General features: G+C 51.3%; 18 protein-coding genes. 7 read left to right on the top strand and 11 right to left on the bottom strand.

Going from position 1 to position 20,239, the window contains the following annotated elements:
• Positions 1 to 36 precede the first annotated feature (36 nt).
• The 3 genes from GQ52_RS01600 to GQ52_RS01590 form a co-directional block, all read right to left on the bottom strand.
• Positions 37 to 1,443, bottom strand: a complete 1,407-nt coding sequence (locus GQ52_RS01600) for a carbonic anhydrase (protein WP_235272901.1) — start codon at positions 1,441 to 1,443, stop codon at positions 37 to 39.
• A 73-nt stretch (positions 1,444 to 1,516) separates the two neighbouring features.
• A complete protein-coding gene (lolB, locus tag GQ52_RS01595) occupies positions 1,517 to 2,158 on the bottom strand; it encodes a lipoprotein insertase outer membrane protein LolB (RefSeq protein WP_047514527.1) in 642 nt (213 codons plus the stop codon).
• Positions 2,158 to 3,864, bottom strand: coding sequence for a tetratricopeptide repeat protein (locus GQ52_RS01590; RefSeq protein ID WP_235272899.1), 1,707 nt, complete (start codon positions 3,862 to 3,864; stop codon positions 2,158 to 2,160). Before GQ52_RS01590 ends, lolB begins: the two co-directional genes overlap by 1 nt.
• Before the next feature lie 297 nt (positions 3,865 to 4,161).
• Here GQ52_RS01590 and GQ52_RS01585 point away from each other — a divergent pair, with 297 nt between their 5' ends.
• The 5 genes from GQ52_RS01585 to mutM are packed head-to-tail and all read left to right on the top strand — an operon-like array spanning position 4,162 to position 9,116.
• Positions 4,162 to 5,112 carry an ATP-binding cassette domain-containing protein gene (locus GQ52_RS01585; protein WP_047514521.1) on the top strand — a complete coding sequence of 317 codons (951 nt, stop codon included), beginning with the start codon at positions 4,162 to 4,164 and terminating at the stop codon, positions 5,110 to 5,112.
• A 35-nt stretch (positions 5,113 to 5,147) separates the two neighbouring features.
• The gene (locus GQ52_RS01580; RefSeq protein ID WP_024929594.1) at positions 5,148 to 5,891 is read left to right on the top strand and encodes an ABC transporter permease; all 744 of its coding nucleotides are present in this window, start codon (positions 5,148 to 5,150) and stop codon (positions 5,889 to 5,891) included.
• A gap of 30 nt (positions 5,892 to 5,921) precedes the next feature.
• Complete coding sequence (locus GQ52_RS01575; RefSeq protein WP_047514518.1) at positions 5,922 to 7,316, top strand: GldG family protein; 1,395 nt, start codon at positions 5,922 to 5,924, stop codon at positions 7,314 to 7,316.
• Between the two features lie 31 nt (positions 7,317 to 7,347).
• Positions 7,348 to 8,256: a DUF4340 domain-containing protein gene (locus GQ52_RS01570; RefSeq protein WP_047514515.1), complete on the top strand. Its 909-nt coding sequence runs from the start codon at positions 7,348 to 7,350 to the stop codon at positions 8,254 to 8,256.
• Positions 8,257 to 8,261: 5 nt separating this feature from the next.
• Complete coding sequence (gene mutM, locus GQ52_RS01565) at positions 8,262 to 9,116, top strand: bifunctional DNA-formamidopyrimidine glycosylase/DNA-(apurinic or apyrimidinic site) lyase (protein ID WP_047514512.1); 855 nt, start codon at positions 8,262 to 8,264, stop codon at positions 9,114 to 9,116.
• 20 nt (positions 9,117 to 9,136) lie between these two features.
• Here mutM and GQ52_RS01560 read toward each other — a convergent pair whose 3' ends face one another.
• The 7 genes from GQ52_RS01560 to GQ52_RS01530 form a co-directional block, all read right to left on the bottom strand.
• On the bottom strand, positions 9,137 to 10,594 hold the full coding sequence (locus GQ52_RS01560; protein ID WP_047514509.1) for a sensor domain-containing diguanylate cyclase: 1,458 nt from the start codon (positions 10,592 to 10,594) through the stop codon (positions 9,137 to 9,139).
• A gap of 117 nt (positions 10,595 to 10,711) precedes the next feature.
• Positions 10,712 to 12,181, bottom strand: coding sequence for a sodium:solute symporter family protein (locus GQ52_RS01555; protein WP_047518456.1), 1,470 nt, complete (start codon positions 12,179 to 12,181; stop codon positions 10,712 to 10,714).
• 128 nt (positions 12,182 to 12,309) lie between these two features.
• The gene (locus GQ52_RS01550) at positions 12,310 to 12,753 is read right to left on the bottom strand and encodes a DUF2147 domain-containing protein (RefSeq protein WP_047514506.1); all 444 of its coding nucleotides are present in this window, start codon (positions 12,751 to 12,753) and stop codon (positions 12,310 to 12,312) included.
• A gap of 12 nt (positions 12,754 to 12,765) precedes the next feature.
• A complete protein-coding gene (gene ubiB, locus GQ52_RS01545; RefSeq protein WP_047514503.1) occupies positions 12,766 to 14,313 on the bottom strand; it encodes a ubiquinone biosynthesis regulatory protein kinase UbiB in 1,548 nt (515 codons plus the stop codon).
• A gap of 3 nt (positions 14,314 to 14,316) precedes the next feature.
• Positions 14,317 to 14,904: an SCP2 domain-containing protein gene (locus tag GQ52_RS01540; protein ID WP_047514501.1), complete on the bottom strand. Its 588-nt coding sequence runs from the start codon at positions 14,902 to 14,904 to the stop codon at positions 14,317 to 14,319.
• Between the two features lie 4 nt (positions 14,905 to 14,908).
• Positions 14,909 to 15,676: a bifunctional demethylmenaquinone methyltransferase/2-methoxy-6-polyprenyl-1,4-benzoquinol methylase UbiE gene (ubiE, locus tag GQ52_RS01535; RefSeq protein ID WP_047514499.1), complete on the bottom strand. Its 768-nt coding sequence runs from the start codon at positions 15,674 to 15,676 to the stop codon at positions 14,909 to 14,911.
• Positions 15,660 to 16,055 carry a gamma-butyrobetaine hydroxylase-like domain-containing protein gene (locus GQ52_RS01530; protein WP_024929603.1) on the bottom strand — a complete coding sequence of 132 codons (396 nt, stop codon included), beginning with the start codon at positions 16,053 to 16,055 and terminating at the stop codon, positions 15,660 to 15,662. Before GQ52_RS01530 ends, ubiE begins: the two co-directional genes overlap by 17 nt.
• A 234-nt stretch (positions 16,056 to 16,289) precedes the next feature.
• On the opposite strand from GQ52_RS01530, the gene GQ52_RS01525 reads away from it, so the two are divergent.
• Positions 16,290 to 18,245: a dynamin family protein gene (locus tag GQ52_RS01525; protein ID WP_019881594.1), complete on the top strand. Its 1,956-nt coding sequence runs from the start codon at positions 16,290 to 16,292 to the stop codon at positions 18,243 to 18,245.
• A 46-nt stretch (positions 18,246 to 18,291) separates the two neighbouring features.
• Here the strand turns inward: GQ52_RS01525 and rpoH are convergent, their stop codons facing one another.
• The gene (gene rpoH / locus GQ52_RS01520; protein ID WP_081979301.1) at positions 18,292 to 19,149 is read right to left on the bottom strand and encodes an RNA polymerase sigma factor RpoH; all 858 of its coding nucleotides are present in this window, start codon (positions 19,147 to 19,149) and stop codon (positions 18,292 to 18,294) included.
• A gap of 373 nt (positions 19,150 to 19,522) precedes the next feature.
• Between rpoH and GQ52_RS01515 the strand changes: the two genes are divergently transcribed.
• Positions 19,523 to 20,170, top strand: a complete 648-nt coding sequence (locus tag GQ52_RS01515) for a hypothetical protein (RefSeq protein WP_047514493.1) — start codon at positions 19,523 to 19,525, stop codon at positions 20,168 to 20,170.
• The last annotated feature ends 69 nt before the right edge of the window (positions 20,171 to 20,239 follow it).

The following is a 20,239-nucleotide window of genomic DNA, read 5'->3' as shown; positions in this document are numbered from 1 at the left end:
GTTATTGTAAAGCATGCCTGCAGCGTTCTGGCGTGCTTATTCCAGGATCATGCGGCCTTGACCATCCTGCACCGGGCGCTGGTTGGGCTCGCCGATGGCTTGCTGCAAGCTGCCTAGCTGGAATTTGGACACTTTGATGGCTTCTTTCATGATCACCCACTGCACGCCTTCGGTACATGGCGGTGCCGTCAGCGAACCGCTGTATCGATAATATGCAGGCTTGGCCGGCATCAGGTCGGCAGGTGTGACGCGTATCGCCAACGGTTTGCTTTGTTCTTTTTCTTTGGGCAAGCTGCCTAACAGTTTTTCCAGCCCGGCGTGTGTGCTACCTTCTTCCAGCATGACCGCGATAATCACACGGTGTCCGGCTTTATCTTCATGCACCATCTGCAGCTCTGCGGCATATGATTTCTGTTTGATTTGATGTTCGCTCGGCACATGCACACTGATATATTTCAGCTGGTATGGCTTTTGGTCCAGCACCATCATATTGCCGGTGCCCGCATCCAGGATCAGGCTGTGGTCCTTGAGGACAATATTTTTGAGCGGAAACTTCTGCAAGCGCTTAATTGGTTTAAGTGCGGCTGTGATCGTATTGTCGACGTTAATCGGCGATTGCTGGCTACCGGCATTGCACACTGCATAGTCCGGGTTCAGGCTGCCCCATTTGTCAGGCCCGCGCGGGCCGCTATAGGCCCAGGACTTATCATTGGCCTTGTCGGCTTTAGCGGTTTTTTCCTTGTCTTTATTGCTATCAGCGCCTTTGTCTGTTTTGCCGACGGCTGCTTGTTTGGTGGCTGCCGCTTTGTCTTCGGCAGGTTTGGCCGCAGGCTTGGCATCTGCCGGTTTTGCTTCAGCGGCTTTTTCTTCGGGTTTGGAGGCTGGTGGCGCAGCGGCAGGCTCGGCAATACTATCAGGCGCGACAGGTTTGTCTTTGCTATTGGCAACGGCAGGCACCACCGGGTTGGCGGCGCGTCTGGCGGCGGCTTCTATACGCTGTTTTTCCTTAGCTTGCCATTTGCACACATATTGCTGTGCGACTTCCACTTCGGACTCTGGCAGTGGCTCAATAAAATCTGCCTGTTTTGAGGTGGTGCCTGCTGAATAGACCAACTCTTCGTCATCGTATTGAAACACCTGGATGGTCGCGGCTTTGCGTTTGTCGCAATCAAAATACCATAAGGCCTTGGCATGGTTGTAGACACGGTCTACCGATTCCACATTTTTCTGCGGATTGCGGTAATCGACCTTGACCCAGGCTTTGATATAAGGTTTTTCTTCCAGCAGGGACTGCTTGTCTATCATGAGCTGGTTGTCATCGGTTTTTTTGATCGATAACCACTGCGAGGCATGGCCGTGGCCAGGCATCAGGCCCAGCACTAGCCATAAGCTAAATGCCAGCCAAAGTCGGTAATAAGTGGGGGTGAGAAGATAACAGCTCATAGTGCCATTATCGACGCCTTGCGCTGAATCTTTAATCAGCGCAAGGTCGGGTGATGCGTGTGTGAGTGACTGCTTACCAGTGCTGAATCACCAGTTTCAGGCGTACATCCTGCTGTTGCAGGCGCGTGGTGTAAGGCAGTTGTTCCAGTGCGCCATTGAGGGCTGTTTGCTGGTAATCATCATAGGTGATTTGCCATTGATCTTGCGTCAGGCTGGCCGGGGCGCCATTTTCAAGATAATTGGCCTGAAACGGGCTGTCGCGGTGAGGCGCACCTAAAATCCATTGGCTTAAACCGGAGAGTGGCAGTCGCCAGCCGAGCAGTCGCTCGGTCAGGCTGGCGACATCGGCCGCGGTGTGTTGTTTGCCACTTTGGTCGGTCAGTGTAACTGTTTGCGGTGTGCGGTGAATCAGGGCAACTTGCTGGCCCAGGGGGCTGAAAATGCGCATGGTATCTTCTTGCGCATCATGCTGCCATTCCAGGCGGGCAGTGTAGCCCTTGCCTGCATATTGCACCGCCAGTTTGGCCTCTAGCGCAAATGGCTGCCTGGCTTGCAATCGCTGTATGCGTTGCTGGGTTGCGGTGCTTGCCGTGGTCTGGGTCGGCGGCGCTGGCAAGGTGGAGCAACCGGCCAGCGCCACGCCCAGCAGGCCAGCCATGACTCGGTGGCCTGTGCGCGACTTCCAGCGCGCTAGCGTGGGCAGTGTGACCAGCATTACAGGGCAGATTTCAGTTTTTGCGCAGTGGCGACCAGCACTTCGTTGTCAGGGTTGGCGGAGAGTGCCTGATCCAGGATTTTCTGCGCTTCGTCACGTTGGCCCTGCTTCCATAATACTTCAGCCAGGTGGGCAGCAATTTCAGGGTCTTGTTGAATGGTGTATGCGCGACGCAACTCCTCAGTGGCATGGCCCAGGTCGCCGAGGCGGTAATACACCCAGCCCAGGCTGTCCATAATGTAGTGGTCTTCTGGTGACAGCTTGGTGGCGGTTTCAATCAGGCTCTTGGCTTCCATTAGCTTGATATTGCGATCCGCATAAGAATAGCCCAGCGCATTGTAGGCGGCAGCCATGTCTGGCTTCATTTTAATGACCTTGGATAAAGTCTCTTCCATGATGTCAAATTTGCCTTTGCGTTCCGCATTCAAGGCATAGTCGTACAACAGTTCCGGGCTCTCGGGGAAGCTTTGCACCGCCTTTTCCAGCAGGGTGTAGGCTTCATCGGTGCGTTTGGCCTGGTTAAGCATCAAGGCTTCATTCTGTACCACTAATGCTTGTTGTTCCGGTGTTAAACCATCGACATTGTCCAGCATGGTAATTGCTGCATCAATGCCGTCCCGGCGCGCGATGATGGCGGCTGATGCCAGGCGACCTGCCAGAAACTGCTCGCCTTCGCCGATTTTGTCAAACCACTGCAGGGCGCGTGCATCATCTTTTTGCTCGGCAGCCGAGCGGCCCAGGTTGAAATACACTTTGTTGGGCTCTTTAAAACCAACCTCAAGGCCGTGCTCCAGGTAGCGGTCAGCAAAACTGTACTCTTTGGCATCCAGTGCCAGCAGGCCAACGATGACATTCATTTCCGGGTTGTTTTTATGACGCTCGAGCAATTTGGTGAACTCTACCTTGGCATCCGTGGTGTTTTTTTGTACCAGCAAGGCACGCGCCAGCGCCAGGCGGATCTGGTCAGCTTCGGGGTAGGAATTTAAAAAATCACGATAAAACGCAATGCCTTTTTGCGGGTCTTGCTCACTCAGCATCTGGCCGCGGATTTGTGCTGGTGGCTCCCAGCCCGGGCGCAGTTTGGACGCTTCTTTGAGTTCGGCAACCATCAGGCTTTCGTTGTGAGCAAAATAAGCGGCTTGTGAAACCGCAAAGTGGGCTTCAGGCAGTTTGGGGTAAGGCTTGGCCAACTGCTGAATCGCCTCCAGCACACTGGTTTTGTCCGTCACGCGCATCATCAGGCTGTTCAATTCCATGAAGGCATTCGGGCGGATATTATCGTTGGCGAGTACTTTCTGGATTTGCGGAATGGCTTTTTTCAGGTTGCCGTTGGCAATGAATAACTGGCTCGCCGTTTGTGCGGCAGGAATCGAGTCTGGAGCCAGCTCTGACCATAGTTCGGCCGAAGGCAAGGCCAGTTGCGGCGTACGCGCAATCGTGGCGGCCTGGGTTGCACGTTCAGCCAGCAATGGGTCGCGTGTCTGTTTGGCTAAGTCGAGGAACAGCTGGCCTGCCAACACAAATTCGCCACGCTGAGCAGCGACTTCGCCCAGCAGGTATTTGTAGACAAACTCAGCAGTGGGTGTGGTGATCGTAGGGGAGCTGCTGGCTGACCAGGCCGGGGTTGTCAGCAATGCCAGGCAAAGCGCCAGGGCTGTGCGGCGCTTTGCAGTGGGTTTAAGCGTGAAACGGCTGGTTTGAGGCATACTGAATTCCTGTTTGGTTGGTCTGTTGATGAACAGTGTCATGGCGGCGATTTAAGCGGTCGTTGTGTGAGGCTGAATTGTTGTTTAGTCCGTGACAGTTGCTGCAAGTTCATCCATAATGTGCGATTTGTAACTGAATTGTAATTGGCGGTTTGGCTCGGGCTAAAACCGCATGCTACAACAGTAGTATTGGCACTATAACTTTTTGATGAAATCTTTGTCTAGGGATTTGCTGGTCAGCAGTGGTACTGTGGGCGCAATGCAGTTGTCTTTAGTCGGTAGGTGTGTGAAAGAATCATGGCAAATTTGACAGTTGAAGCAATCGAATTGACCCGTTTGTATGGTGGCCGCGCAGCGGTCAGTGACGTAACGTTTAGTCTGCAACAGGGGCAGGTATTAGGCTTTTTGGGGCCTAACGGTGCTGGTAAGTCGACCACCATGAAAATGTTGACCGGTAATCTGGCGCCTAGTGCCGGTAGCGTCAAAATCTGTGGCATCGATATGATGGAGCATCCGAAAGAAGCCAAAGCCCTGATTGGCTACTTGCCGGAAATGCGTCCCTTATATAAAGAATTCACGGTAGATGAGTATCTGACGATTGCTGCACGTTTGCATAATGTGGCGGGCAAGCATATTAAAAAAGCGGTTGAGCATGCCAAAGAGCGCTGTGGCTTGACGCATATGAGCAAACGCCTGATTGAAAACCTGTCTAACGGTTACCAGCAGCGCGTGGGGATTGCCCAGGCCATTATTCATAACCCTATGGTGGTGATTCTGGATGAACCGACGGTCGGCCTGGATCCGATCCAGATCCGTGATATCCGTGCCTTGATCAAAGAGATCGGCCAGGCGCATAGCGTGATTGTTTCTACGCATATTCTGCCGGAAGTGGAAATGGTGTGTGACCATGTGCAGATTATTGATAAAGGTAAGCTGGTGTTTAACGGCGGTATTGATGTGCTTAAACAGCAGCGCATCGGTAATAAATTGCTGGTCGGTTTGCGCAATGCCCCAGAAGCGGCGCAACTGGCTGCGATTGCCGGTGTGGCTGAAGTGGAGCCGGCGGATGGGCTGTGGCGCATTCGTTTTCATGAAGGCGCACAACCGCATGAAGCCATTGTGCAGGCCGCCGTGCAAAACGGCTGGGGCTTGTATCATATTGCCCCTGACCAGACCAGCCTGGAAGACGTGTTTGTACAGCTGACTTACCACGAGGCAGCAGGTACGGATGAGGCCAAAGCGGCTTAAGCCAGCAGATTGAGTGTAGACGGAAAGATTTAAGTATGTTGAATATTGCAAGAAAAGAACTCAAGAGTATGTTCGCCTCACCAATGGGGTGGATTATTCTGGCACTGCTGACCTTCTCCTTCGGCACCTATTACCTCAATGGAGTGAATAATTACTTTGAAGTCATGTCCGGCTCCATCCGCCCGGCCGAGCGTATTGGCGTGACGCAGTTTGTCGGCCAAACCGTCTATGGCCTGGCGTCTTTTATCATGCTGTTTGCCGTGCCCTTGCTCTCCATGCGCTTGATTTCAGAAGAGCGTCGCAGCCAAACCATGCCGTTTTTGTTCAGCGCGCCGTTGTCTATCAGCGAGATCGTGGTTGGCAAGTTTCTGGGCCTGGTGGTGTTTTTGAGCATATTGGTGGTCTATATTGCCGCCATGCTGTTTACGCTGAACATTTGGGCAGACATTGATTTCGGCTATATTTTTGCTAACTCGCTGGGTTTGCTGCTGCTGGTTTCCAGTTTTGCCGCGTTGGGCCTGTATTTCTCCAGCCTGACCGCGCAGCCGATTATTGCCGGTATCCTCAGTTTTATTGCCTTGTTTGTCCTGATGATCCTGGACCGTTTTTTTGCTGGTGACCCGACCAGCACCATGCTCAAGTTTTCGCTCATGCGCCATTTTCAGTCGTTTGCCGGTGGCTTGATGGATACGGCGGACCTGGCCTACTTCGGCTTGTTTATCCTCACTTTTATTACCCTGACGATTCGTCGTCTGGATGCGGATCGTTTACGCGGTTAGTCGCGACATTGTTTTTGAGCTGAATGCATTATGAAAATTAACCGTAAATTTAGATGGCAGTTATTGGCGCAAAACTGGATGTTTGTGCTGGTGTTTTTGGCGTTGGTGGTCATGCTGGGCTATTTGTCCAGCCAATACCGCTGGGCCAAGGATATTACCCAGGCTAACCGCAATATCCTGACCCAGGGCAGTGTCAATGTGCTCAAGCAAATGGATGGTGACGTCAATATCACGGTATTTGCCACCAACGATGACGCCAATAATGGCGATACTTTCCGTAAAGGCATGCTGGATTTTGTCGCCCGCTACCAGCGCGAAAAGAAAAACGTTTTTATCAAGTTCATCAATCCGTCCGAAGAGCCAAAACTGGCACAAGAAGCCGGTGTGAAGGTCGATGGCGAGACGATTGTGGAGTACAACAAGCGTTCCGAGCACATCACGCCACCGTTTGCTGAACAGGAAATGACCAACTTGCTGGTGCGTTTGTCACGTACCAATAACCAGCCCGTCATGTATCTGGATGGCCATGGCGAGCGTTTGTTGCAAGGCCTGAAAAACCATGACCTGGGTGAGTTCGGCAAACAGCTGGAAAGCAAAGGCTTTAAGTTTGCCAACCCTGACCTGACGATTGCACAACAGGTGCCTGCCAATGGCGCCATGCTGGTGATTGCGGCACCGCAAGTCGATATCAGTGCCGTCGAAGCGAAAAAGATCAAGGCCTATATTGAAGCAGGCGGTAATGTGCTGTGGCTGCTGGATGACGATAACCTGCATGGGTTGCAAGAAGTGGCTGAGTACCTGGGCATTAAAGTGTCTGCCGGTATCGTGGTTGACCGTGCGGCTGAACAATACGGCGCCGATCCGAAAATGGCGTTTGCCAGCCTGTATGGCGACCATGCCATTACACGTAACTTTATGCTGCGTACCGTGTTCCCTGAGGCACATCAGATCGATGGCCAGGCATCAGATGATCTGGGCTGGAAAGTGGGCCGCCTGATCGACGTGGCGCCGAATGGCTGGCTGGAGTCCGACAAGATTCCGGCGGGTGCGCAAAACCTTAAGGTCAGTTTTGACCAGGGTAAAGACAAAGCAGGCCCGATTAACGTCGGCGTGGCTTTGGAGCGCGAATACGGTAAAAAAGGCCAGCGCGTGGTGGTGATCGGTAATGCCAACTTCCTGGCCAATACCTTTATTACTAACGGCGGTAACCTGGATTTGGGCATTAATATCATCAACTGGCTGGCGGGTGATGATCGCCTGATTACGATACAGCCGATGCCACTGAAAGACATTAACGTCACGATCCCAGCCACCGATCAGGGCCGCCTGGTGGCCTGGATCGTATTCCATGCGTTCCAGTACCTGATTCCAGTCGGTTTGTTTGTTGCAGGCCTGTTCCTGTGGTGGAAACGCCGCAAGGCTTAATGTCTAACGGTCTGGTTGTCGGAGTGGTGTCATGAAAAAAAGATGGATATTGAATCTGTTGTTATTGGCTGTGGTGGTTGGCATAGCCGTGTTCCTGCATTTGAAACCGCAGGAACAGGCAACATCAGCCAGGTTTGAAGTTTCCAGCCTTAAAATGGCTGATTTCGATACCGTGAAAGCGGAGTTTCCGGCCAAGGCCCCGACCATTTTTGAAAAGCAGGATGGTTACTGGATGATGCGCAAGCCGTATGCGGCACGTGCAGACCAATCCTCTGTGCAGCGCGTGATGTCTATTATTGCCGCAACCACGGCGACCAGGCTGCCATTGCAAGATGCAGCTAAATACGGGCTGGATCAGCCGGTATTGAAGTTGACGCTATCTGGCGCCAAGGGTGAGCAAGTGTTCACGTTTGGCACTTACAATCCTGTTTCAGAAGAACAGTACGTCGGGTATGCGGGACAAGTGTATTTGTTGCCCGGGCAGTATAGCGAAGCAGCGTCTACGCAGCCGATCGAAATGGTGGATAAAACACCCTTGTCCCCGGTTGAGCGTAAACAGCTGGCTGGTTTCGACCTCGCGCATCTGGAGCAGTGGGAAGAGAATGCACTCAAGGTTGAGCTGTCTACCGAAGGCAAATGGTCAGCCAATGATCCTAAAGCCAAGCCGACCCAGAATGATATGAATGAGTGGATGGATTTCAGCTGGGTGCAGGCGCAAGCAACATCGGTTGAGTTTTATACACCAGATCGCAAGCAAACCTATCCTTCTTTTGAGGTGCTGTTGCGCAATGGCAAGAAGGTCCATTTTGACAAGCTGCAGGAGTCGCCAGAGTATCTGCTGGCGCGTCCGGATGAAGGGATTATTTATCACTTCAGCAACGACACCGGTTTTACCATGGTGAACCCGCCGGTGAATATCCAGGCACCTAAGAGCAAATAACCGGCATGCCTGAATTACCCGAGGTTGAGGTCACGCGGCGTGGGTTGCTGCCTGTAGAAGGGGCGCAGATCGCGCAAGTGACTATCCGCCATCATGGCTTGCGCTGGCCGATTCCGGCCGATTTGCCGCAACATTTGCAGGGCCGCCGCGTGCTCAAACTCACGCGCCGTGCCAAATATATCCTGGCCGAGATTGGCACCACTGAAGCAGAAGGCGTGTTGTTGCTGCATCTGGGCATGTCGGGCCGCCTGTGTTTGCTGGAGCGCGATTTCCCTGCCGAAAAGCATGATCACTTTGATATCCGCTTTGAAGATGGCCGCGTGATCCGCCTGCGCGATCCGCGCCGGTTCGGAGCCGTGTTGTGGCTGGATAAGCACCCATTGCAGCATGCGCTGCTCAGCAGCCTGGGCCCCGAGCCCTTAGAGGCTGGTTTTAACGCTGACTATTTATATCAACATATACGCACACGCAGCGCACCGATCAAAACGACCATCATGGATGCGCACCTGGTGGTGGGCGTGGGGAATATTTATGCCAGTGAGTCTTTATTCAGGGCGCGCATACACCCTGAAACGCCTGCCAAGGCCTTAACACTGGCGCAATGCGCATTGCTGGTGCAAGAGATCAAGTTGACCTTGCAAGCTGCGCTGGACGCTGGTGGCAGCAGTTTGCGTGATTTCTTTGGTGCTGATGGTAACCCTGGTTATTTTCAACAGACGTATACCGTGTATGGCCGCACTGGCGAGCCTTGCCGCGTGTGTACCAGGCCGATCCTGAATATCCGCCTGGGTCAGCGTTCCACGTTTTATTGTGAGCACTGCCAGCCGCGTGCTGCTGCTGGTAGCATACGCAAAAAATAGGCGTCACAGCAACGTCTGCGTTATGCCGTTTCGTCGTCGATGTCTGGCTTGATGCAGTTACGCCCGGCACGCTTGGCAGCATACAGGTGATGGTCTGCGCGTTCTACCACCTGGCCCAGTATTTCATCGGTCTGCATCTCGGCGATACCGGCGCTGACGGTGATTTGCACCACTTTATTGCTAAAGTGGAATTGCAGTCCGGCGACTGCCGAGCGTATGAGTTCGGTAATGTCCCGGGCATGTTGCATATTGCAGCCGGAAAGCAGAATCAAAAATTCTTCCCCGCCCCATCGACAAACCACATCTTCTTCGCGAACGTGCGACTTGATCAACTGCGCCACACGCGTGAGCACTCTGTCTCCGGCTTCGTGGCCATAAGTATCATTCACTAGCTTGAACAGGTCGATATCCAACAGCACCAGGGACAATGACTCGTCGCGGCGTTTGCCGCGTGCGACGGCTTGCTTGAAGTAGAACTCGAATACCTGGCGGCTGGTGACACCGGTCAATTTGTCCTGGGTCGCCATCATCTCCAACTTGTCGTGATAGCCACGCACGGCAAAATGCGCCAGTGCCAGTACGATCATGCTGATCACGACGGCCACGGCCAGGTTGATGAGGAAGGCGGTTTCGATGCGTTCTGAGCTTGGATCGTTGACCTGCTCGACGATTAAATACCAGTCAAATTCAGGCACCAGGCGACTATTGAGGTAGAGCATATTGCCGCTGCTGGTTTTAAACGACAGCGAAGAGCTAGGCGAGGTCAGCACTTGCAGAAACGCTTTATCCAGCCCGGATTTGTTTTGCAAATGCAGCTCAGAACGGTATTGGCTGCTTTGCAGCATGACCTCACCCTGGCGATTCACAAAGTAGATTTCGCGGCCATAGCGTTTCTGGTAGTTTTCAATCAGCTCAACCACGGTTTGCAGCGATAAGCCCACACCAATCACGCCAATAAACTTGCCGGATTTATCTTCAATGCGGTAATTTACAAAAATACTCAGGCGTTTTTTGTCTGCAGTATCGCGGTCAATATTGATAACGTAAGGGTTGCGTGAGTTTCTGGCATCAAAATACCAGTGATCCTCAGGATTTGCTGGCGATACGCGTTTTAAAACGCCAGACGGATGGTAGTAATTGCCTGAGCTTTCAGACACAAAAAAGGCGGTGATGGTGTTATATTTTTTCTGGATTTGCGCTAGGTAACTGGTCATTCTATTGGCGTCTTGCTCGCCATTATTGATCCAGTCAAATACAAAGACATCATTGGCCATCAGTGAGGAAATCAAGAGCGGCTGCAACAAGTCGCGCTGGATTTCAGAGTAGATATTGTCGCTGGTGAGCGGCAGCATTTCCTGCTGCAAGCGGTCAGTCAGCGAGTCTTTGGCGACAAAGTAACCAATCAGGCTGGTAGCCACAAAGCCAATGAGCACAATGGCGCTGAGGAGTAGGGTGTAGTAACGCTTGTTAACGGCCATAAATGTTCAATTATCTAAAGGCGGATCATGCTCAAAAAAGCATTATCATCAATATAAGGCGACTTTGTTTATTTGAATAGTCACTGTTTTAAAGCCGTATTCCCGCATTGACGAGGTTTAATGCGGGTGGCTGCTTGCCGCGTGCTCGTGTAAATAGCCGGAAGGGCTGTGCGGCGTACCGCCAATTTTCTGTGGTAGCAATGAGCCGATGATCATTGCCACAGCACTGATGAGTAGACCCACCAATTGCGCTGGTACCAGGCTGGCTTCGCCTACCAGTATCTCGATCAGCACCCAACTGCCGATGCCGAAGATAATCGCAGCCAGTGCGCCCTGGCTGCTTGCGCGCTTCCAGAAGGCGCCAAAGAACAAAGGCACAAAAGCACCTGCCAGCGTGACTTTATACGCGCTTTCTACCATACCGAAAATCGACAGCTCTGAGTTAAGCGCATAAAACAATACCATGGCGGCAAAGCCCACCAGACACAGTCGCATCACGCGCAAGAATGCATGGTCGTTCATGTGCGGCATAAAGCCTTTCACCACGTTTTCAGCAAAGGTGACAGAAGGGGCCAGCAGGGTCGCTGAGGAACAACTCATGATGGCTGATAGCACTGCGCCAAAGAAAATCGCTTGTGCGACCAGGGGGGTGTGCGTGAGCACCAGGGTGGGCAGCACGCGCTGTGAGTCGGTTTCGACCAGTGTGCCAAAGGTTGCCGGGTCGATGAGCGTAGCGGCATAGGCGATAAACATGGGCACAAAGGTAAAGCAAAAGTAGATACTCGCGCCCAGCAATGAGCCCCATAACGCGATTTTTGCTGTTTTGGCAGAGGTAATGCGCTGGAATACGTCCTGTTGCGGAATTGATCCCAGCATCATGGTCAGCCAGCCGCCGAGGAAAGTCAGCCATACGCTCCAGTTTGTAGATTGCGGAAAGAAATGCAGTTTGCCCGCGTTGCGCGCGTGCTCTATCACCGGTGCGACACCGCCGGTTTGGCCAGAGACGATATTGGCGATATAAAGCAGGCCGCCGATGACGACGATCATTTGCACAAAGTCGAGAATCGCCACCGAGAGCATGCCGCCCAGCGTGGTATAGGTAAGCACGATGGCGGTGCCGACGATCATGCCGGTGTGTTCTGAAATGGCGCCATGGCTGATCAGGTTGAAAATCAGGCCGAGTGCCTTGATTTGCGCGGCGACCCAGCCCATGTAAGAGATGACGATAGCAATGGTGGTCAGCACCTCAACCGAGCGGTTATAACGCATGCGGTAGAAGTCACCCAGCGTCAGGATGTTGAGTTTGTACAGGCGGCTGGAGAAGAAAATGCCAGCGATAATCAGGCACATGCTGGAGCCAAACGGGTCGGCGGCAACACCGGTCAGGCCTTCACGCACAAAGGTGGCGGAGACGCCAAACACGGCTTCGGCCCCAAACCAGGTGGCAAACACGGTTGCCATGACCACAGGCAGCGGCAAGTGACGGCCTGCCACGGCATAATCTTTGGTGCTGTGCACATTTCTGGCGGCAATCAGGCCGATGCCGATTGAAACCAGTAAATACGCCACGACAAACCAGATCAGCACAGTTTGTTTCCCTTTGAGATGATTGCAAAAGGCTGATTTTAAAACAAAACCATGCCTAAACATGGTTTTGTGATGGTTGCGAAAGCTAAAAAGGCCTGAAAATCAGGCCTTTTTACAATTCTGCACAATTACTCGACCCGCTTCCAGGTTTGCGAGCGCCCAAGCAGCGAGAAGCCGATAAATCCTCGCACTTCGAGTTCATTACCGTTTGCGCCTAGTGTCATTTTGCATTTGTAGGTTTTGCCATTTTCCGGGTCGAGAATCTCGCCGCTATCATAGACATTGCTATTGGCGCTTTTCTTTAAATGTTTGGCAATAGTCATGCCGACAATTTTCTGGCCTTTGCGCTCGTCCGTGCATTTGTCGCACACGGCATCGCCGGTGTCGGTGGCAAGCAGGCCTTTTTCGACAATCGCGCTATATTCACCTGCGTTTTCAACAATGCGCACCAGTGATCTGGGTTTGCCAGTTTTGTCGTCGGTGGTTTGCCACAGGCCGCCCAGGTCTGCCGCATGTAGTGCATAGGGCAACATGAGTAGCGTGGTCACCAGCAGTTGCTTGAATAATTGCATGGTCGATCTCCTTTAGTGGTTAAACAGCAGGAACAAACTTGCAAATTGCAGTAACACCAGCACGACGATAGCGGTCGTCGCCCATTTCTGCCAGGTGGCTTGTTGGTGCTGCAAGGTGAGCAGGGCGTCGATACGGCTTTGTTGCTTGCCAAGCTCGGTCTGGTTGCGCAGGTATTGCTCAAACAGACGCGGCATTTCTGCTGCGTGGGTCAAGATATAAGGCAGTTCACGTTTGGCTGATTTAAGCAGGCTGCGCCAGCCGATTTGCTCGCTCATCCAGCGTTTGAGGAAAGGTTTGGCGCTATGCCATAAATCAATATTCGGGTCGAGCTCGCGGCCCAGGCCTTCGATGTTTAACAGCGTTTTTTGCAGCATGATCAGCTGTGGCTGGATATTGACGCCAAAGCGGCGTGACATCTGGAACAGGCTGAGCAGGGTGCGGCCAAATGAAATATCCTTGAGCGGTTTTTCAAAAATCGGTTCGCAGATCGCGCGCACGGCGGTTTCCAGCGCCTCAACATTGGTATCTGCAGGCACCCAGCCGGATTCAATATGCGCCACGGCCACATCGCGGTAATCGCGGTTGAAAAACGCCAGGAAATTACGCGCCAGGTAGTATTGATCGGTAGGTGACAGGCTGCCCATGATGCCAAAATCGAGCGCGATAAATTTGCCCTTGTCCGGCCCCTCGGTCACAACCTGAATATTGCCAGGGTGCATGTCGGCATGGAAAAAGCCATCACGAAATACCTGGGTGAAAAAAATCTCCACACCTTCGTGCGCCAGTTGCGTCAGGTCTATGCCGTCGGCGCGCAAAGATTCGGTATCCCTGACCGGCGTGCCGAACATGCGCTGCATGGTCATGACGTGTTTGTGCGAATAGTCCCAGTAAACGGTGGGCACCAGCAGGCGGCGATCACTGAAGTTACGGCCTAGTTGCGCGCATTGTGCTGCTTCCAGGGTCAGGTCTAGCTCGTGTTCGGTATGGCGTGCAAATTCGTCGACCATTTCATCTGGTTTCAGGCGGCGGCCTTCGCGCGAGCATTTTTTTACCCACCAGGCCAGCGTGCGTAACAAGGCGATATCGCGATGGATGGTGGCGGCAATGCCTGGGCGTAATACCTTCACTGCCACTTGCTCGCCGCTATGCAGTTTGGCAAAGTGCACTTGCGCCACTGAAGCGCTGGCAACAGGGGTGATATTGAACTCTGCGTACACCGTGCTCAGTGGTGCAGCAAAGGCTTCTTGAATAATGGCCTCGACCTGCGCATAAGCAAATGGCGGTACCTGGTCTTGTAGCTTGGTGAGTTCGTCGGCAACGTCAGTTGGTAGTAGATCGCGGCGTGTTGACAGCATTTGGCCGAATTTGACGAAAATTGGCCCCAGCTTCTCTAGGGCGAGGCGTAAGCGTACGGCGCGTTGTTCAGGGGCATGGCGCCAGAAGAAAAACACATTCAACAGGCGATGCATCCAGCCAGGTTGTCCATCGCGGACGAAGAAAATATCCAGGCGATACCAGATCAGCACGCCGATAATATGAAAAAAACGTAACCAATGCATGTGTTACTGGCTTTCTGAAGCTGCTGCGAGGAGTTTGTCGACGCGTTGCTGTAATCGGTCGGTATCTTCGCGTAACTGATCCACCGACTGGTTAAATTGCGCGATGCGGGTTTTCTTGGCGATGATGGGTTGCTCTTCTTGCCAGTATTCCACCAGCATCTCGCCCAGATTTTTGGCCTGGCTTTGCCAGCGCTGTAACTTTTCCTGTCCGATTTGCACGACCTGGTAAGCGGCAATATCACCAACGACTTTGCTCAGATCATCTTCTATGTCCCAGCGCACGGCCGAGAGTATCTTGCCGACGGCTATGCCGAGCGCGGCGTCGCCTTCAATTTTAATCAGGCTATGTGCAAGCGGGTCCTGTCGTAACAGTCGCATGGCCAGACTGGGTGGTAAATGGATGGTGGCATCTGCTTCTGCCGTGTCTCCGGCCACCGCCAGTTCGCCATTATTTAGAATGGTGAGAGTGGCCTGGGCGACTTTAAAGTCTACACGCAGATTTTTGTGTGCATAAGGCTGTAGCAGCGGCGCTGTCCAGCTATTTTGCTGCATCAGGTGCTGCAACACGAATTGAATCAGGGGTTTAAACATGGGCTTAGATCTTGATGCCTTTGTGCAAGGCCACCACGCCAGCTGTCAGGTTGTAATAATCCACTTTGCCAAATCCTGCCTCATGCATCATTTGCTTCAGGGTTTCCTGATCTGGGTGCATGCGTATGCTTTCTGCCAGGTAACGGTAGCTGGGCTCGTCGTTGGCGATCCATTTGCCAAATTTTGGCAGCAGTTTAAATGAGTAGGTGTCGTACAGTTTTTCCAGCGGTTGCCAGACTTTAGAGAATTCGAGTACCAGCAAGCGGCCACCCGGCTTGAGCACGCGCTGCATTTCACGCAAGGCAACGTCTTTGTGCGTCATGTTGCGTAAGCCAAAGGCGACGATGACACAATTAAAAGTTTCGTCAGCAAATGGCAAAATCTCTGCATTGCATTGTGCCGCCGGAATGCTAAGCCCTGCATCAATCATGCGGTCACGGCCCACGCCCAGCATGGAGGCGTTGATGTCCGTCAGAATCACCGTGCCAGGATTGACGGCGGATTGCGTGCCAACTTTTTTGGCAAACAGGCGGGACAAGTCGCCGCTGCCACCGGCAATATCCAGCACCTTATCGCCTTGGCCTACGCCGCTAACGTCAATCGCAAAGCGCTTCCATAAACGGTGCATGCCTGCTGACATGACGTCGTTCATGATGTCGTATTTTTGCGCGACAGAATGAAACACCTCGCCAACTTTTTTCTGCTTGTCGGCTTCGGCGACGGTGTCAAAGCCAAAGTGGGTGGTTTTTTCCTGATCAGTGTTTTGCTGCATGTGTCGGTTCCTTGCGGGTATGGCCAGCCATAGACAGTTTAGTCACATAGTCTTGCCACAGGCTTTCATAGTGTTGTGCCAGATAATACAAATAATCCCATGAATACAGGCCAGTATCATGACCATCGTCAAATATCAGTTTGATGGCGTATCTGCCAACCGGTTCAATATCGTTAATATTGACGTTTTCTTTGTCCAGTTGCAGTACTTCTTGTCCGGCACCATGGCCGCGCACTTCGGCTGAGGGGGAATACACGCGCAAAAACTCGCAAGACAGCATGCACTCGGTATGGTTATCGAAGTGTATTTCAAGCAGGTGTGAGGCCTGATGCAGCTGTATCAGGGTCGGGGTCGGACAATCTGGGTGTAGACCGCTCATAAGATTGAAGAAAGTGGTGGATTGGGTCGTTAAGTTTAATTATGCGCATGATAGCAGATGCATGGTAGCCGCGCATGGGTAGTAATTGTTGTATCTTATGGTTGATAATTCATTTTATTTGTGAATTAATGGCTATACCTACATGATTTATTTGAACTTTTATTATTTCATGATAGATTACTAAAAAAACAAACCATCATGAATAGGTTACCTAACAATTCTTAAGCAGGTCCTATGGAAAATAACAGACTGGCACAACAATTTGATTTGTACACGCGATGGCGTCAATCGATTGCTGATGTTTTGGGGGATTATCGGCGCTGGTTGGCTGATAAACAGCTCAGCGATGTGCAAATAGAAGAACGGATACAGCAGCAACTAAACCGTTTGCGTGAGGACAAGTTAAACGTGGCATTTGTCGCCGAATTTTCGCGTGGCAAATCCGAGCTTATTAATGCGATCTTCTTTTCCGGCTATGGTCACCGTTTGCTGCCATCTGGCGCAGGGCGGACCACCATGTGTCCAACTGAATTGCGTTATGACACCGGCAAACCGGTCAGTTTGTCATTGTTGCCGATTGAAACCAGTACCCACCAGATTTCCATCAGCGAATACCGCCGTATGCCACAAGCCTGGTCCGCGGTCGAATTTGATGCACACTCACGCGAAAGCATGGTCGAGGCCTTTAAAGAGGTCAGCCGTACCCGCCGCGTCACCGTCGATGAAGCACAGTCCCTGGGCTTATATCACCCGGACCAGCCAGATGATGCCATGCTGATTGGTAACGATGGCCTACTGGAAATTCCCTGCTGGCGTTACGCGGTGATTAATTTTCCACACCCCTTGCTCAAGCAGGGCCTGGTGATTCTGGATACGCCAGGATTAAATGCCATTGGTGCCGAACCTGAGCTGACCATGAGCATGTTGCCGAATGCGCATGCGGTGTTGTTTATTTTAGGTGCCGATACCGGCGTCACCAAATCCGAGATGGAAGTCTGGCGCCGTTATATCAGCGGTGCACGCTGGAAGCAAAAAGGCCGTATAGCCGTACTTAACAAGATTGATGGTTTATGGGATCCACTGAAAACCGATGACGAAGTGGAAACAGAGCTTTATCGCCAGTTACAAAACACGGCTGAATTATTAGGTTTGCCGCGCGACCAGATTTTACCGACCTCCGCGCAAAAAGGCCTGTTGGCTAAAGTGAAGGGCGACCAGCAGTTGCTGCTCAAAAGCCGTTTGCTGCAACTGGAAAGAAACCTGTCTGATGAGCTGATCCCGGCCAAGCAGGAGATTGTGCGCGAAAGCATACAGGGCGAAATTGAAGACATGGTGCATCAGACGCGCATCACGCTGGAAACGCGTTTGCAAAGTGTGCTGGATCAAGCCGATGAATTACGTTGCTTGCAGGGCAAGAATGAAGACGTGATTGCGCAGATGATGCGCAAGGTCAAGCAAGACAAGGTCAATTTTGAAGTCGGTTTACAGCGTTATCAAGCCTTGCGTAGCGTGTTTTCGGCGCAGTCCAACCAGGTATTCCATCATCTAGGCATGCCTGCGCTTAAAAACAAGGTGCGTGAAACCCGCGATACCATGATGAAAGCCGCGTTTACCAAAACCATGCGGCAGGCCATGGATGACTTTTTCAGTGACCTCAAACGTCGCATGATGGATGCCGATGTGCATGTGCATGAAATCAAGAAAATGATGGAAGCCATGTATGAGAAGTTTTCCAAAGAGCACGGTTTGCTGCAAAAAGCGCCCCCCCCATTTTCTACCTCACGCTATTTAAAAGCGCTCAATAAACTGGAAGCCATTTACCGTGACCAGTTCAACACCACCTTCAATATGATCGCACACGAAAAACTGACGCTAACCAGCAAGTTTTTCGAAACCCTGGCCAGCCATGTGATTCTGGAATATGAGGCAGCTAATCGCGATACCGAGAGCTGGCTAAAAGCCGTCATCGCGCCGATGGAAAGCCAGATGCGCGAACACCATGTGCAATTGAAGCGCCGAGTGGAAAGCATCAAGCGCATTTACCAGGCAACCGATACCCTGGAAGAGCGTATTGCCGATTTAGAGCAGGTGGAATTATCCATTCGCCAGCAACTGGCTGAGCTGGATCAACTCAATGGCAAAGCCATGTTTGCGTTGGCACACGAAGAAGTCATCGTACAAGCGGCCTAAAATAGCTGCCATGAAAACAAAAACGGGAGCATTTGCTCCTGTTTTGTTATTTGCTTTCCAGCATATAGGTTTTGATTTTTTGCATCGCCTTCTGCTCAATCTGGCGGATACGTTCGGCAGACACATTAAACTCAGCAGCCAGTTCATGCAGGGTGGAGGCGCTGCCTTCGGTCAACCAGCGTGCTTGTAGCACACGGCGGCTACGCTCATCCAGTTGTTGCAAAGCCATGCTCAAACCTTCGGTTTGCAGATGCTCGTTTTGCAGGTTTTCCAGCAAAGTCGATGGCTCAGGGCCTTCATCTTCGAGGAACGCGATCGGGCTGTACACTTCTTCGCCGTCGTCATCCACCTGCGCATCCAGTGAAATCTCCTGACCATTGAGACGGTATTCCATCTCGGTCACTTCTTCCGGCTTCACATTCAGCTCGGTGGCGATACGGTGTACGTCATCCGGGCTCAGCGTTTCAAAGCCTTGCTTCATGCTGCGCAAATTAAAAAACAGTTTGCGCTGTGCTTTGGTGGTCGCGGTTTTCACCAGGCGCCAGTTACGCACGATGTATTCATGAATCTCGGCTTTAATCCAGTGCATGGCAAATGACACCAGGCGCACGCCACGGTCAGGGTCAAAGCGTTTCACCGCTTTCATCAAGCCAATATTGCCTTCCTGAATCAGGTCAGACTGTGGCAAACCATAACCGCTATAACCACGGGCAATGCTCGCGACCAGGCGCAGATGCGACACGATCAGTGCGCGCGCAGCCTCCAGGTCACCACTTTGTTTCAACTCAGTCGCATAGCTGTATTCTTCTTCAGCCGTGAGCACTGGAAACTGCTTGATGGTGCGCAGATATTTATCCAGGCTGTCAGCCGAGGAAACGACAGGTAAAGTTAACGCGTTGATAATAAACTCCTTATTGAAAGAAGATGTTTAAAATGATTTTAGCACTCAAAGCTTGAGAGTGCTAGCCCATTTAAAAGTTCAACGCGATTGGACTTGTTTGTGTACAGGTATTTGTAGGATGAGTGTCGGATTAGCCATAAATATCGCAATCGGTGCCATAAACTACTTTTTCATCTCAATTAAGAATAATCACTTAGCTTATTGGCCTGTAAAGGCAATATTTAAGCCAGTTTAATCAAAACCTTTATCTTCGGGTGCGCCGAAAACTGAAAGGCATGTGAGCGCTTTGTTCCGTGAAGATGTTTCTGATTTGAAAGACTTAAATGCTTTGATTGCTGGATGTTGAATTGCAAGCAGTTAATGTGTTCTTTTTTGCATGGAAATGTTGGGCAGTAAGCATCCATGGCTCCGCCTTTTTAAGGATGGCTTTAAATTTAAGCTGGCACAGATTCTGCTGAGTTACGTAAAAATCAAAAAAACTGTAAAGCCATCTATGAAGAAAATATTAATTTCTCTAATTGTAGCAATTCAATTTCTAATGCCTGTAGCAGCAGACACCCTTTCAGAAAGGGACAAAGTCGAAATTGCCGCACTTTTCGATAAAGTTAACCAAGCATTAGCTACTAGGGAACCAAAGGTAATTACAGAAACTACTTTTGGTCCGATTCTAGCCATCATGGGAGGGCAAGAAAAATATATTGAGCGGTTAGAAAATACGTTTAAAGATATGGATGCACAAAAGTTAAAACTCATCTCTTACACAAATAACATCCCAGACACTGCGGCAAAATCAAAACAATATTTAATTTGTACTATCAGAGAAGTCTCAATTCTGGAGAAGCCCGGTCTGAAACTTCAGGTCAATGGATTTACTTTGGCCGTGAGAAAGATTTCAGGTGGTGAGTGGAAGTTAATTGGAGGCAATGGTGTATCTAAAAATCCGAAAGTTCTGAATTTTTTATTTCCTGGATTAGATAAAAATTTCGAAGTGCCTGAGTATGTATCATTTAATTTAGACTCATAGGATGTTGTACATTTCTTTCTCTGGTAGTTTGTCGACTTTGCGTTTCATGTATTAGGTCGACATCCACGT

Origin of the sequence: Methylophilus sp. Q8 (assembly GCF_000800115.1) — a bacterium.
GTDB lineage: Bacteria > Pseudomonadota > Gammaproteobacteria > Burkholderiales > Methylophilaceae > Methylophilus.
The sequence above is the reverse complement of the archived record's forward strand: the minus strand, read 5'-3'. Positions and strand labels throughout refer to the sequence as shown.

Coding starts and splice junctions, on each gene's coding strand:
- GQ52_RS01600 (WP_235272901.1), bottom strand. CDS start 1,443: ATGAGCTGTTATCTTCTCACCCCCACTTATTACCGACTTTGGCTGGCA.
- lolB (WP_047514527.1), bottom strand. CDS start 2,158: ATGCTGGTCACACTGCCCACGCTAGCGCGCTGGAAGTCGCGCACAGGC.
- GQ52_RS01590 (WP_235272899.1), bottom strand. CDS start 3,864: ATGCCTCAAACCAGCCGTTTCACGCTTAAACCCACTGCAAAGCGCCGC.
- GQ52_RS01585 (WP_047514521.1), top strand. CDS start 4,162: ATGGCAAATTTGACAGTTGAAGCAATCGAATTGACCCGTTTGTATGGT.
- GQ52_RS01580 (WP_024929594.1), top strand. CDS start 5,148: ATGTTGAATATTGCAAGAAAAGAACTCAAGAGTATGTTCGCCTCACCA.
- GQ52_RS01575 (WP_047514518.1), top strand. CDS start 5,922: ATGAAAATTAACCGTAAATTTAGATGGCAGTTATTGGCGCAAAACTGG.
- GQ52_RS01570 (WP_047514515.1), top strand. CDS start 7,348: ATGAAAAAAAGATGGATATTGAATCTGTTGTTATTGGCTGTGGTGGTT.
- mutM (WP_047514512.1), top strand. CDS start 8,262: ATGCCTGAATTACCCGAGGTTGAGGTCACGCGGCGTGGGTTGCTGCCT.
- GQ52_RS01560 (WP_047514509.1), bottom strand. CDS start 10,594: ATGGCCGTTAACAAGCGTTACTACACCCTACTCCTCAGCGCCATTGTG.
- GQ52_RS01550 (WP_047514506.1), bottom strand. CDS start 12,753: ATGCAATTATTCAAGCAACTGCTGGTGACCACGCTACTCATGTTGCCC.
- ubiB (WP_047514503.1), bottom strand. CDS start 14,313: ATGCATTGGTTACGTTTTTTTCATATTATCGGCGTGCTGATCTGGTAT.
- GQ52_RS01540 (WP_047514501.1), bottom strand. CDS start 14,904: ATGTTTAAACCCCTGATTCAATTCGTGTTGCAGCACCTGATGCAGCAA.
- ubiE (WP_047514499.1), bottom strand. CDS start 15,676: ATGCAGCAAAACACTGATCAGGAAAAAACCACCCACTTTGGCTTTGAC.
- GQ52_RS01530 (WP_024929603.1), bottom strand. CDS start 16,055: ATGAGCGGTCTACACCCAGATTGTCCGACCCCGACCCTGATACAGCTG.
- GQ52_RS01525 (WP_019881594.1), top strand. CDS start 16,290: ATGGAAAATAACAGACTGGCACAACAATTTGATTTGTACACGCGATGG.
- GQ52_RS01515 (WP_047514493.1), top strand. CDS start 19,523: ATGGAAATGTTGGGCAGTAAGCATCCATGGCTCCGCCTTTTTAAGGAT.